This is a genomic window from Arthrobacter sp. 10L424, assembly GCF_056395325.1.
On record NZ_JBFTJH010000004.1, the window covers coordinates 150,186 to 162,273 of the forward strand.

Genomic DNA, 12,088 nt, shown 5'->3' on the forward strand with positions numbered 1-12,088 from the left:
TACCGCGGGAGTTTCAACGAAAGGCATCCCGTGAAGGATACAAAGAAGTTCCTGATGGCCGCCGTGATGGCCACCGGGCTCGCCCTCAGCGCCTGTGCCCCCTCTGCCGGCACCGCAGCGCCGGCCGAGTCGGGCAGCACCAAGGCCGCCGAGCCGGTCAACGTCGGCATCATCTACTCCAAGACCGGCCCCTTGGCCGCCTACGGCGCCACCTACTACGAAGGCCTGCAGGCGGGCATCGACCACGCCACCGGCGGGACCGGCGCCGTCAACGGCGCCAAGATCAACCTGACCTACGCCGACGACGGCGGCGACCCGGACAAGGCGGTCACGGCAGCCAAGGACCTGATCGGCAAGGGCTACAAGATCATCGGCGGCACGGTCGTCTCCGGGATCGCGCTCAAGCTGGCGGAACAGGCAGCGCAGAACAAGGTCCTCTACATCTCCGGGCCGGCCGCCACCGACGCCATCCAGGGCATCAACAAGTACACCTTCCGCTCGGGCCGCCAGAGCCTGCAGGACGTGGCCACGGCCGGTTCCTTCATTGACACCAACGGCAAGAAGGTCGTCGTCTTCGCGCAGGACAACGCGTTCGGCCAGGGCAACGTCGCCGCCGTCAAGGCCGTCCTCGGCGCCAAGGGTGCCACGGTGGAGGCCGTCCTGGTCCCGGACGGACAGGAGCTCACCCCCTTCGCCCGCCAGCTCATCGACGCGAAGCCTGACATGGTCTTCGTGGCCTGGGCCGGGGCAACGTCGGGCACCATGTGGCAGACCCTCAGCCAGCAGGGCGCCTTCGACGCCGCCCCGATCGTCACCGGACTCGGCGACGCCGCCACCTTCGGCGCCTACGGCGAGGCCACGTCCAAGATCAGCTTCCTGAACCACTACTTTCCGGGTGCCGCAGGCAACGAGGTGGAGAAGAAGATGATTGCCGCCGTCGAGAAGGCCGGCAAGAAGGCCGACCTCTTCACCCCCGACGGCTTCGTGGCCGGCCAGATGATTGTCCAGGCCATCAAGGAGGGCGGCTCCGACGCCGACGCCATGGTCAAGGCACTCGAGGGCTTCAGCTTCGACGGGCCCAAGGGCAAGGAAACCGTCCGCGCCTCGGACCACGCCCTGGTCCAGGACATGTACCAGGTCAAGCTCGTCCAGACGGGCGGCACCTGGGCTCCCGAGCTCGTCAAGGTGGTTCCGGGCGATACCGTCGCCCCGCCGGAAAAGAAGTAAACCGGCACGACGGAAGCTGCCCGCGGCGCTGTGCCCGACCTCCCGGCATAGCCAGTGCAGCGTCACTGGAGAGATCACTGCAGTGACACGGCACAGCGCCGCACACCACCCCTACGGCCCCAGCGAGACACGAAGGATCCGAATGAATTCCCCAGCCCTGCCCGCCCTGGCGGTGGACGGCCTCGGTCTGCAGATCGGCGGTGCCCGTATCCTCGAGGATGTGAGCTTCTCCGTCGGCACCGGCGAAATGGTCGGCGTCATCGGCCCCAACGGCGCCGGCAAGACCACCCTGTTCAACCTGATCTCCGGCGTTCTGCGCCCCACCGCGGGCAGTGTGACGCTGAACGGCAGGGAGATCACGGCCGCGCCGGTCCACCGCCGGGCCAAGGCAGGGCTGGGCCGGACCTTCCAGACCTCCAACCTGTTTCCCCGGCTCAGCGTGCTGGAAAACGTCCGGCTGGCCGCGCAGGCGAAACTCGGGGGCAGCTTCAGCCTCCTGCGTTTCCCTGCGGCCTCCGACGAGGCCACCCGGATTGCCCGTGGCACCATCGGCGAGGTCGGGCTCACGTCCCAGCTTTCGACAGCGGCGGGGGACCTCTCCCACGGAGAGAAGCGCAAGGTGGAAATCGCCGTCCTGCTGGCGACGGACCCCGCCGTCGTGCTCCTGGACGAGCCGATGGCCGGGGTGGCGTCGGGGGACGTCCCGTCCCTCACCGCGATCATCCGGGGCATGCACCGGGACCGCGGCTGCACCGTGATGATGGTGGAGCACCACATGGACGTGGTCCTGGGCCTCGTGGACCGGGTGGCCGTGATGCACCACGGCAGCCTGCTCGCCCTGGACAGCCCGGAAGCCGTGATGTCGGACCCGACCGTACAAAGTGCCTACCTGGGAGAACCCGTATGAGCGCCGCAGCGGAAACCCGCCCGATCCTCCGGCTGACGGGACTCAATGCCCACATCGCCGGACAGCAGGTCGTTGAGGATGTCTCCTTCACCGTCCCCGCCACCGGCATCACCGCACTGCTGGGCCGCAACGGCGTCGGAAAGACCAGCACTATCAAGGCCATCATCGGCCTCATCGACCGGACCGGGGCGGTGGAGCTCGACGGCGTGCGGATCGAGAAAGATCCGACGTTCAAGATCATCCGCAGCGGGGTGGGTTACGTGCCGGAGGACCGCGAAGTGTTCTCCAAGCTCACGGTGGCGGAGAACCTCCGGCTCGCCGAACGCGACGCCGCACCCCGGCGCCAGCTCGTCGAGGAGCTGTTCCCGGACCTGCTGGCCCGGTCCTCGCAGATGGCCGGCACGCTGTCCGGCGGCCAGCAGCAGATGGTCTCGCTGGCCCGCGCACTCCTGAACACCAACAAGATCCTGCTCGTCGACGAACCCACCAAGGGGCTGGCCCCGAAAATCGTCTCCGAAGTCGCCGAGACCCTTGCCGAGGCCGCCAGGACGGTCCCGATCCTCCTGGTCGAGCAGAACCTGCACGTCGTCCGCCAGCTCGCCCAGGACGCCATCGTCCTCTCCGGCGGCCGGGTGGTCCACACGGGCGGCGCCCTGGAATTCCTCGACGACGCCGGGCTGATCCAGCGGCATCTGGGTGTGTCCACCGATCATGGCCCGTCCGGGGAAACAGCCGGAAAAACAGGCGGGGAATCCGCCGCGGAACCAGCCGGGAAAGGCGCCGCCCTGTGAGTACCGTTGTCCTCCTGCTCTTCACCGGCCTGGGCCTGGGTGCCCTGTACTTCCTCGTGGCCGCCGGGCTGTCCCTGATTTACGGGCTGATGGGTGTGCTGAACTTCGCGCACGGCGCCTTCCTGACGCTCGGCGCCTTCACCGGCTGGGAAATCGCCCGCCGGACCGGCTCGGACAACTGGTGGACCTTCCTGCTCTCCCTGCTGGTCGGTGCCGCGGCCGGGGCCGCCTTTGCCGCCTTCACCGAGTTGGTCCTCATCCGCCGGCTCTACCAGCGGCACATCGAACAGGTCCTCATCACGGTGGGCCTCTCGCTCGCCGCCGTGGCACTCTTCGACGGCATCTGGGGCACCGACCCGGTGTTCATCCAGGGGCCGGCCTGGTTCAAGGACACCACCGAGATCCTCGGCGCCCGTGTCCCCAACGACCGGTTTGTCTGCATCATCGCCGCCGTCCTGGTGCTGCTGGCCATGGTGTTCTTCCTGAAGAACACCCGCTACGGCATGATCATCCGGGCCGGCGTCGAGAACCGTTCCATGGTGACGGCCCTCGGCATCGACGTCCGGAAGGCCTTCACCCTCGTCTTTACGATCGGCGGCGCCGCCGCCGGCCTGGGCGGGGTCCTGGCCTCGCACTACTTCGGCTACGTCTCACCGATGCTGGGCGGCTCGCTGCTGATCTTCGCGTTCATCGTCACCGTGATCGGCGGCCTGGGCTCGCTGACCGGCGCGGCCATCGCCGCCGTCGCCGTCGCCGTCCTCCAGCAGTTCGCCAACTTCTACCTCGGCGGCACCGGCGACTTCGTCGTGGTGCTGGCCCTGGCGCTCGTGCTGCTGTTCCGTCCCTCCGGCCTGCTCGGGAGAACCTCATGACCACCGATACCGACGCCGCCGGCACCGCCGGCGATGCCAGCACCGCCAGCACGGCGACCAAGGGCACCGCCGGGAGCCCCGCGGTGCCGCACGGGACAGAAACCGCCGGCCGTCCCAACCCGCCTGGCCGTCCCCGCCCGACCCGCCGGAAGATCGCCGGCGCGGCCGCCGGACTCGCCGGGATGGTGCTGCTGGTCCTGCTGCCGCTGCTCAACCTGTCCCTGCCCGGCGTGCTGCCCGGGCCGACGTACACGCCGGGTTCCCTGCAGCTGCTGGCCATGTGCATGCTGATGGCCGCGGCCGCCCTGACCTACCACCTGCTGCTCGGCGTCGCCGGACTGCTTTCCTTCGGCCATGCCCTGTACTTCGGCGCCGGCGTCTACGGGCTGGCGATCATCCTGCAGAACCTGGACATCCCGCTGCTCCCCGCGATGGGCCTGACCCTGCTGGTGGTGATCGTGCTGGCCCATGTGGTGGGCAGCATCAGCCTGCGGGTCAGCGGAATCCCCTTCGCCATGGTCACCCTCGCTTTCGCCCAGGCCGGCTCGGTGATCGTGGGCCGCAACCCGGACGGCACCACCGGCGGCGACGAGGGCCTGACCCTGCGCACCGACAACCTGCCCGATTTCCTCGTCGGCGTGGTAAATACCCGCAACCTCTACTGGCTGGCGCTGGCGGTGCTCGTGGCCGTGTTCATCGTGGTCACCTGGGTGCAGTCCTCCCGGGCCGGACACGTTGCCGCGGCGGTCCGCGAGAACGAACTGCGCGTCCGCGTCCTGGGCCTGCAGCCGTACCTCGTGAAGCTGCTGATCTTCGTGGTCTCCGCCATCCTGGTCAGCATCATCGGCATGGTGTTCCTGCTCCTGCAGAGCGGCGCCGTCCCGCGTGCCATGTCCGCCGACCTCACCATCACCCTGCTGGTCATGGTGGTCCTGGGCGGCGTCGGCTCCCGCTGGGGCGCCGTGATCGGCGGCGTCTTCTACACCATCTTGGACCAGCGCCTCACGACCCTCGCGAACTCGGACGCCATCGATGCGCTGCCGGACATCCTGCGGGTACCGTTGTCTGAGCCCTTGTTCATCCTGGGCACCCTGTTCATCCTCGTGGTGCTCTTCCTGCCCGGCGGCCTGACGGGCACCGCGCAGCGGCTGGCCCAGCGCCGCAACCAGCGGATCCGGGACACCGGAAACGACGGCACCGGGAACGCCGGCACCGGAAACGACGGCGCCGGAAAAGACGGTACCGGCAAGGACAGGACGGCGATGTCCCGCGAGATCCTGGAGGAATCGGCATGAGCAGCACAACAGGTCCCGGCCGGGTTGACGGACTGCACACCCTGGGCCGCTGGACCACGGACCGGAGCCTCGCCACCCCGCACCGGATCGCCGTCGACGACCGCGGCTGCACCCTGAGCTACGGCGAACTGGAACGCCGCGCGGCCGGCCTCGCCGCCGGACTGAAAAGTGCCGGCTACGTCACGGGGGACCGGATCGCGACCCTGACCGGGAACAGCTCGGACCACGTGGTGGTGTTCTTTGCCTGCGCCAAGGCAGGGCTGGTCCTGGTGCCGCTGTCCTGGCGGCTGTCACCCCGGGAACTGGCAGCCCAGCTCCAACTCGCCGACCCCCAGCTCCTGCTTGTCGAGGACGAACTCGATTCGCTCGCCGCGGGGGCGTGCACGCTGCTGCCGCACCGGCCCCGGACGGCTGCGCTGGGCCCGGGCGGCGTCGAAAAGTCCGTGCCGCCGCCATCCCGGATCCAGCCGGCGCCCGCTGCGGGCGGCGGCCGGCCGGACGTCCGCGGGCTCGAAGCCGCCAGGGACGTGCGCGACGACGACCCCCTCCTGATGATCTTCACATCCGGCACCGAGGGGGCCAGCAAGGCTGCCGTGCTGACCCACGCCAACTGCTTCTGGACCAACCTCTCGCTGTCCCGGACCCTCGACCTGGGCAGCACCGACGTTGTGCTGGCCGTGCTCCCGCAGTTCCACGTCGGCGGCTGGAACATCCAGCCCCTGCTGGCCTGGTGGACGGGCGCCACCGTGGTGCTGGAACGCGGCTTCGAACCCGGCCGTGTCCTGCAGCTGATCGCCGAACGCCGGGTCACCATGCTCATGGGCGTCCCCACCCAGTACCTGATGCTTGCCGAACACCCCGACTTCGCCTCCGCCGAGCTCGGCAGCCTCCGGCACGCCGTGGTGGGCGGGGCCCCCATGCCTGCGCCGCTGCTGCGGATCTGGCACCGCAGGGGAGTGGCGCTGAGCCAGGGCTACGGGCTGACCGAGGCGTCGCCCAATGTGCTCTGCCTGGCCAACGAGGATGCCGCCCGGATGGTCGGCTACTCGGGCAAACCGTATCCGCATGTCGCCGTCGCGGTGGCCGATCCGGTCACCGGGGAGGTCCTCGACGGCGCCGCGTCCGGGGAGCTGCTGGTGGGCGGCCCGGGGGTCTTCGCCGGCTACTTCCGCGATCCCGCCGCCACCGCGGCCGTCCTGGCCGGCGGGTGGCTGCGCACCGGGGATCTGGTGGAGCGCGACGCCGAGGGCTATATCAAAGTGGTGGACCGGCTCAAGGACATCTATATTTCCGGCGGCGAGAACGTGGCCCCTGCCGAGGTCGAGGCTGCGCTGCTGGCCCACCCGGCGGTGGCGCAGGCCGCCGTCGTCGGGGTGGAGGACCAGCGCTGGGGCGAAACGGGCGTCGCCTTTGTGGTGATCCGTCCCGGCCTCGCCACGGACGAGCAGGAACTCCTGGACCACTGCGCAGCACAGCTGGCGCATTTCAAGGTTCCCTCGCGGATCGAAACGGTCGGAGCCCTGCCGCGCACGGCGTTGAACAAGGTGCTGCGGGCACGGCTCCGGCAGCAACTGGACGAGCAACGGCCGGCGGGACCCCACGGACGCGGGGCGGCCGCCCTGCCAAACGCTGTTGCCCTGCCAAACGCTGTTGCCGCGGATGCGGTTTCCGCAGACTGGGGCCGGCGATGAGCGCCGTACCCCGCACGGCGCGGGGCACCCGCACGCGGGCCAAGCTGCTGCAGGCCGCCGAGACGGTGTTCGCGTCGGTGGGCTACCACGAGGCCTCGATCGTCAAGATCACCGAGGAGGCCGGGGTGGGCCTCGGCACCTTCTACCTGTACTTCGAGGGCAAACAGGCCATCTTCGACGAGGTGGTCGAGGACCTGAACCGGCGGGTCCGGCACGCCATGACGGACGCCGCCCGCTCCGCCGGGACCAGGCTCGCGGCCGAACGCGCAGGGTTCCGGGCCTTCTTCAAGTTCACCGCGGACCACCCCGCGCTGTACCGGATCATCCGGCAGGCCGAGTTCGTCTCGCCCGGGGCGCTGCGGCTGCACTACACCCGGATCGTCAACGGCTACATCGAAGGGCTCAAGGCCGCGCAACTCAGCGGCGAAGTCCGCGAGATGGACCCCACGGTAGCCGCCTGGGCCCTGATGGGCATCGGTGAGCTGATCGGAATGCGCTGGGTGCTGTGGGACGAAGAAGGCGCCGAACCCGCCCAAGGCGCCCGCCCGGATGTCCCTGAGGAAGTCTTCGAGGAAATGATGCAGTTCATCGAACGCGCCCTCGCCCCCGCGCCCGGGGCCACCTCCGGAGCCGCCCACGGGGCCACCTCCGGCGCCGCCCCCAGAACCATTCAGGCCCAGGAAGGGACCGCCCAGTGAGCACTCCAGCAGTGAGCCATCAAGCAGTGAGCACTCCAGCCACAAACCTGGCAGCCAGCACCTCGAGCTACCGGACCACCGAGGTCGAGGTCCGCGGCGGCACCCTGCACACCGCCATCTGGGGCCCCGAAGACCCCGCCTCCCCGACCATCCTGGCGGTGCACGGGGTCACCGCGTCGCACAAGGCCTGGCCGGAACTGGCCGAAGCCCTGCCGGACGTCCGGATCATCGCCCCCGACCTGCGCGGACGGGGCCGCAGCAACGCGCTCCCGGCGCCGTACGGTATGCCCGCCCACGCCGAGGATCTCGCGGCCGTGCTGGCCGCACACAGCACCGGGCCCGTGGTCGTCGTCGGCCATTCGATGGGCGCCTTCGCCGCCGTGGTGCTGGCGAACCTGTTCCCGGAGCGGGTGCGGTCCCTCGTACTGGTCGACGGCGGTCTGCCGCTGCAGGTTCCGGCGGGCCTCAGCGACGAGCAGATCGTCGCCGCCGTGCTGGGTCCCGCGGCCGAGCGGCTGAACGCCACTTTTCCCAGCCGTGAGGTCTACCGCAGCTTTTGGAGGCAGCATCCGGCCTTTAGCGCCGACTGGAGCCCGTTTGTGGAGGAGTACGTGGACTACGACCTCACCGGTGAGGAACCGGTGCTCCGGCCGGCCACCCGCTACCAGGCGATGGCGGACGATACCGCCGAGCTGCACCGCGGTGCCTCACTCCTGAAGGCCTTGGACGAGCTTGCTGTGGAGACCCTGGTGCTGCGGGCGCCGCGCGGCCTGCTCAACGAACCCGGCGGCCTGTACGCCCCCGGCTATCTGGACGCCTGGGCGGAGAAGCTGCCCGCCCTGACGGTCCGCGAGATCCCGGACGTCAACCACTACACCATCGTCATGGGCGCGGCGGGTGCCGCCGCCGTCGCGGACACCGTGCGGGAGGCGCTGGCCGTCGCGTAAGGACCCGGCTCTGACGCTGGACCGCCGGCGCTATTTAGAGAGCGGACTCGAGAATCCGGGTCTTCGGGGCACCCTTGAGCGCGGGGGCCAAGTCGGAGGAGTTCCAGACCTTGGTCTGCAGGTTCGCAAGCAGCGCCTCCGCCTGGTCGCGCTGCTCAAAATCGAGTTCGACCACCACGGAGTGCGGATCGTCCACGGGGCGGCTGACCCGGTGTGCGGTAACCCCGGACGCGGCACGGTTCACCGGGTCGCGGTCGAAGGCGGCCTTCCACACGTCAAAGTCCGTGATTGCGTGTTCTATCTGCAAGGTGTACATCGCTTCCTGTCCTTCCGGCTGGTGATCCCGGGATTGCTGGGATGCTTCCAAGCTACGCGCGGCGGGGAGTGTGCGGTACCCAAAAATCCGGTCGGGGAGCGGCCGGGATCCGGCAGGTCTTAGCCGCCGGCGAACGGCGGCAGCACGTCGACGACGTCGTCCGGCCGCAGCGTGGCTGCCCGGTTCCGCACCGCCACCTCGTTGAGCAGGAAGCTGCTCCGGGACAGCAGCCGCGCCAGCGGCGGGGTCCCGGCCGGAGGTTCCGGGCGCTCGACGGCGAGGATCGCCTCCAGCAGTGAGCTGACGGTGGCGTCTGCGGGGAGTTCAAAGCGCTCCTCGTCGACGCCGGCAGCAGCGCGCGCGGCAGCGAAGTAACGTACATTCACAGGTAATTCAGCCTCCGATGGCGCTCATGCTGCGGTCCGGCTGGACGAAGTCCGGGGCGTCCAGTCCGACGTGGTCCATGCCGTGGGCCTTGGGCTTGATCCACATGGCGTCCTGCCAGCGTTCGGCGAGTTGTTCGTCGCTGGCGCCCTCGCGGAGCAGCCCCAGCAGATCGACTTCCTCGCGGGAGAACAGGCAGCTCATGATCTTGCCCTCGGCCGTGATGCGGGTGCGGCGGCAATCGGAGCAGAACGGCTCGGTCACGGAGGCGATGATCCCCACGGTTCCGAGCACCGGCCCGGTCGCCTCGGCCGTGCCGGGCACGCGGGCCCGGACCTCGAAGCGCTCCGCCGGGGCGCCGTCGCGGTCCCTCGGATCGCTGCTGAGCACGTAATCGACGGAGAGCAGCTCGCGGATTTCCGCCGCGGTGATCATGTTCCGGCGGGTCCAGCCGTGGTCGGCGTCGAGCGGCATCTGCTCGATGAAGCGCAGTTCATAGCCGCGGTCCAGCGCCCAGGCCAGGAGGGCGGGGGACTCGGCGTCGTTGATGCCGCGCATCAGCACGGCGTTGAGCTTCACGGGGCCCAGCCCGGCGGCCCAGGCGGCGTCGACGCCGGCCAGCACTTTGTTCAGGAAGGGGCGGCGGGTCAGCTGGGTGAACGTTTCCTCATGGAGCGAATCCAGCGAAACGTTGATCCGGGACAGCCCGGCGGCCTTGAGCCCGGCGGCCTTCTTGTCCAGCCCGACGGCGTTTGTGGTCATGGAGATCGGGAGGTCGGGGTGGGCGTGACGGAGCGCAGAAATGATGTCCATCAGATCGGCCCGGACCAGCGGTTCACCGCCGGTGAGCCGCAGTTCCCGCACGCCCAGCATGTCGACGCCGATCCGCACGATCCGGACAATCTCCTCCGCGGACATCACGGCCTGCTTGGACAGCCACTCCAGGCCCTCGGCGGGCATGCAGTAGGTGCAGCGCAGATTGCATTTGTCCGTCAGCGAGAGCCGCATGTCGGTGGCGCGGCGGCCGTAGCGGTCCACGAGGCCGGCGGGCATCCCGGCCGGGCGCCCGGGGAGTTGCAGGCCGGAAGTGCCCGCGCCGGAACCGTCCTCCGCGCGGGGCTGGGGCATACCAAGCTGAACACTCATAATGTCAGGCTACGCCACCTCGGCGCCGGCATCACTGCTGTTGAGCCCCATATTGCGCCCGGTAGTGAGCCCGGTCCGGCGCATTGCCCGGCAGCCGGTGCCGCCGCGCCGGCGCGAACCTATGCTGGAGGGGTGAACACCTCCCAGCGGGCGACGGCATTGGCAGCGGCGGCCGGAGTCGTGGCCGTCGGAACGGGGCTCGCCCTGGGCGAGCTCGCGGCCGGTCTCGTGAGCCCGTCGCTCTCCCCGGTGACCGCCGTCGGGGGCGCCGTGATCGATGTGGTCCCGCCCGGCGTGAAGGACTGGGCCGTTGCGCTCTTCGGAACGGCGGACAAGGTCGCCCTGCTGGGCGGCATGGGACTCGTCATCGCGGCGCTGGCCGCCCTGGCCGGAGTCGCGGAGCTGCGGCGCCGCTTCGCCGGGGTCGCCATCATTGCCGTCTTCGGCGTGGCGGGGCTGGCGGCCGTGCTGGGCCGGAGCGAGCTGACGCCGAACGCGGTCCCTGTCCCGCTGCTCGCCGCCGTCGTGGGCATGATCCTGCTGAGGTGGCTGATCCGGCGGCTGGAGGAGTGGCAAACCGAAGAGGCAGCAGTGCCGGCGGGTCCCGGCCCCGGAGCCGGTGCTCCAGAAAGCGCCTCGCCCAGCCGGCCGGCTTCCCGCCGCCGCTTTTTCCAGGTGCTGGGCGGTACAGCCGCCGTTGCCGTCCTCGCCGGGGTCCTGGCCGCGACGTTCCGGGGGGCCGCCGCCGTCGTGAGTGAACTGCGCAGCAAGCTGGCGCTCCCCGTACCGGCGTCACCGGCTCCGCCCATCCCGGCCGGCGCCGAGGTCCGGCTGGACGGGGTGGGTCCGCTGGTGACCCCGAACAAGGATTTTTACCGGATCGACACCGCACTGCGTGTCCCGGTGCTGGACCCGGGCCAGTGGACCCTGAGGGTCACCGGGCTTGTGGAGCGGGAGATCTCGCTGGACTTCGCCACGCTGCTTGCCAAGCCCCTGGTCGAACGGCACGTCACCATCGCCTGCGTCTCCAATGAGGTGGGCGGGGACCTGATCGGCAACGCGCGCTGGCTGGGCTGGCCGGTCCGGGAACTGCTGGCGCTCGCCGGTCCGAAGGCCGGCGCGGACATGGTTCTATCCCGCAGCACGGACGGCTGGACCGCCGGCACTCCGCTGGAGGTGCTGACGGACACCCGGGACGCGCTCCTTGCCGTCGGGATGAACGGAGAGCCGCTGCCGCTGGAACACGGCTTCCCGGTCCGGCTCATCGTTCCCGGCCTCTACGGCTACGTCTCGGCCACCAAGTGGGTCACTGAGCTCAAGGTGACGCGCTTCGCGGACGACGTCGGATACTGGACACCCCGCGGGTGGAGCGAGCAGGGACCCGTCAAGACCTCCTCCCGCATCGACGTGCCCCGGGACGGCCGTTCCGTGAGCGCCGGCATGGTCGCCTTCGGCGGGGTCGCCTGGGCCCAGCACACCGGGATCGGCCGTGTGGAGCTCAGGGTCAACCGCGGCGCGTGGCAGCAGGCGGAGCTGGCCCCCGGGATCTCCAAGGACACCTGGTACCAGTGGAAGCTGGCCCTGCCGCTCACCCCCGGCCAGTACGAGGTCCAGGTCCGCGCCACGGACCTTAACGGCGCCGCGCAGGTAGAGGACCGCGCGCCCGCTGCGCCCAGCGGGGCCACCGGCTTCCACACGGTTAGAGTGGACGTGAAGTCCTAACGGGCCGGGCCACCACGCCGGGCCAGGGAGCCGGGCCAGGGAGCCGGACCGGCGAACCCAGCCACAGGCTCAAGACGAGGGGTCACCAACGC

Annotated in this window: 12 protein-coding genes; 9 read left to right on the forward strand and 3 right to left on the reverse strand. The window is 70.0% G+C overall.

The annotated features are described in order from the left end of the window. The first annotated feature begins 30 nt into the window (after window positions 1-30). The 8 genes from AC1DC5_RS10440 to AC1DC5_RS10475 all read left to right on the forward strand — a co-directional run bounded on the left by AC1DC5_RS10440 (window position 31) and on the right by AC1DC5_RS10475 (window position 8,428). Window positions 31-1,227: a substrate-binding domain-containing protein gene (locus AC1DC5_RS10440; protein WP_476865070.1), complete on the forward strand. Its 1,197-nt coding sequence runs from the start codon at window positions 31-33 to the stop codon at window positions 1,225-1,227. Between the two features lie 142 nt (window positions 1,228-1,369). Next, on the forward strand, window positions 1,370-2,134 hold the full coding sequence (locus AC1DC5_RS10445) for an ABC transporter ATP-binding protein (protein WP_476865071.1): 765 nt from the start codon (window positions 1,370-1,372) through the stop codon (window positions 2,132-2,134). Then, the gene (locus tag AC1DC5_RS10450) at window positions 2,131-2,925 is read left to right on the forward strand and encodes an ABC transporter ATP-binding protein (protein ID WP_476865072.1); all 795 of its coding nucleotides are present in this window, start codon (window positions 2,131-2,133) and stop codon (window positions 2,923-2,925) included. Before AC1DC5_RS10445 ends, AC1DC5_RS10450 begins: the two co-directional genes overlap by 4 nt. Next, window positions 2,922-3,797: a branched-chain amino acid ABC transporter permease gene (locus AC1DC5_RS10455; RefSeq protein ID WP_476865073.1), complete on the forward strand. Its 876-nt coding sequence runs from the start codon at window positions 2,922-2,924 to the stop codon at window positions 3,795-3,797. Before AC1DC5_RS10450 ends, AC1DC5_RS10455 begins: the two co-directional genes overlap by 4 nt. A 182-nt stretch (window positions 3,798-3,979) precedes the next feature. Then, window positions 3,980-5,092, forward strand: coding sequence for a branched-chain amino acid ABC transporter permease (locus tag AC1DC5_RS10460; RefSeq protein WP_476865126.1), 1,113 nt, complete (start codon window positions 3,980-3,982; stop codon window positions 5,090-5,092). Further along, window positions 5,089-6,783 (forward strand): class I adenylate-forming enzyme family protein, encoded by a 1,695-nt coding sequence (locus tag AC1DC5_RS10465; RefSeq protein WP_476865074.1) that lies wholly within the window; start codon window positions 5,089-5,091, stop codon window positions 6,781-6,783. The genes AC1DC5_RS10460 and AC1DC5_RS10465 overlap by 4 nt, the downstream gene beginning before the upstream one ends. Then, a complete protein-coding gene (locus tag AC1DC5_RS10470) occupies window positions 6,780-7,481 on the forward strand; it encodes a TetR/AcrR family transcriptional regulator (RefSeq protein WP_476865075.1) in 702 nt (233 codons plus the stop codon). Before AC1DC5_RS10465 ends, AC1DC5_RS10470 begins: the two co-directional genes overlap by 4 nt. Window positions 7,482-7,507: 26 nt before the next feature. Then, window positions 7,508-8,428: an alpha/beta hydrolase gene (locus AC1DC5_RS10475; RefSeq protein WP_476865076.1), complete on the forward strand. Its 921-nt coding sequence runs from the start codon at window positions 7,508-7,510 to the stop codon at window positions 8,426-8,428. 34 nt (window positions 8,429-8,462) lie between these two features. Here the strand turns inward: AC1DC5_RS10475 and AC1DC5_RS10480 are convergent, their stop codons facing one another. The 3 genes from AC1DC5_RS10480 to moaA all read right to left on the reverse strand — a co-directional run bounded on the left by AC1DC5_RS10480 (window position 8,463) and on the right by moaA (window position 10,274). After that, window positions 8,463-8,744, reverse strand: coding sequence for a hypothetical protein (locus AC1DC5_RS10480; protein WP_476865077.1), 282 nt, complete (start codon window positions 8,742-8,744; stop codon window positions 8,463-8,465). A 119-nt stretch (window positions 8,745-8,863) separates the two neighbouring features. Further along, window positions 8,864-9,130, reverse strand: a complete 267-nt coding sequence (locus tag AC1DC5_RS10485; protein ID WP_476865078.1) for a MoaD/ThiS family protein — start codon at window positions 9,128-9,130, stop codon at window positions 8,864-8,866. Between the two features lie 7 nt (window positions 9,131-9,137). Further along, complete coding sequence (moaA, locus tag AC1DC5_RS10490; RefSeq protein WP_476865079.1) at window positions 9,138-10,274, reverse strand: GTP 3',8-cyclase MoaA; 1,137 nt, start codon at window positions 10,272-10,274, stop codon at window positions 9,138-9,140. A gap of 132 nt (window positions 10,275-10,406) precedes the next feature. Here moaA and AC1DC5_RS10495 point away from each other — a divergent pair, with 132 nt between their 5' ends. After that, window positions 10,407-11,996 (forward strand): molybdopterin-dependent oxidoreductase, encoded by a 1,590-nt coding sequence (locus AC1DC5_RS10495; RefSeq protein WP_476865080.1) that lies wholly within the window; start codon window positions 10,407-10,409, stop codon window positions 11,994-11,996. The last annotated feature ends 92 nt before the right edge of the window (window positions 11,997-12,088 follow it).

Excerpts from the sequence above, each read along its gene's own strand:
- AC1DC5_RS10445 (WP_476865071.1), top strand. The coding sequence starts at position 1,370 with ATGAATTCCCCAGCCCTGCCCGCCCTGGCGGTGGACGGCCTCGGTCTG.
- AC1DC5_RS10450 (WP_476865072.1), top strand. The coding sequence starts at position 2,131 with ATGAGCGCCGCAGCGGAAACCCGCCCGATCCTCCGGCTGACGGGACTC.
- AC1DC5_RS10460 (WP_476865126.1), top strand. The coding sequence starts at position 3,980 with ATGGTGCTGCTGGTCCTGCTGCCGCTGCTCAACCTGTCCCTGCCCGGC.
- AC1DC5_RS10465 (WP_476865074.1), top strand. The coding sequence starts at position 5,089 with ATGAGCAGCACAACAGGTCCCGGCCGGGTTGACGGACTGCACACCCTG.
- AC1DC5_RS10470 (WP_476865075.1), top strand. The coding sequence starts at position 6,780 with ATGAGCGCCGTACCCCGCACGGCGCGGGGCACCCGCACGCGGGCCAAG.
- AC1DC5_RS10480 (WP_476865077.1), bottom strand. The coding sequence starts at position 8,744 with ATGTACACCTTGCAGATAGAACACGCAATCACGGACTTTGACGTGTGG.
- moaA (WP_476865079.1), bottom strand. The coding sequence starts at position 10,274 with ATGAGTGTTCAGCTTGGTATGCCCCAGCCCCGCGCGGAGGACGGTTCC.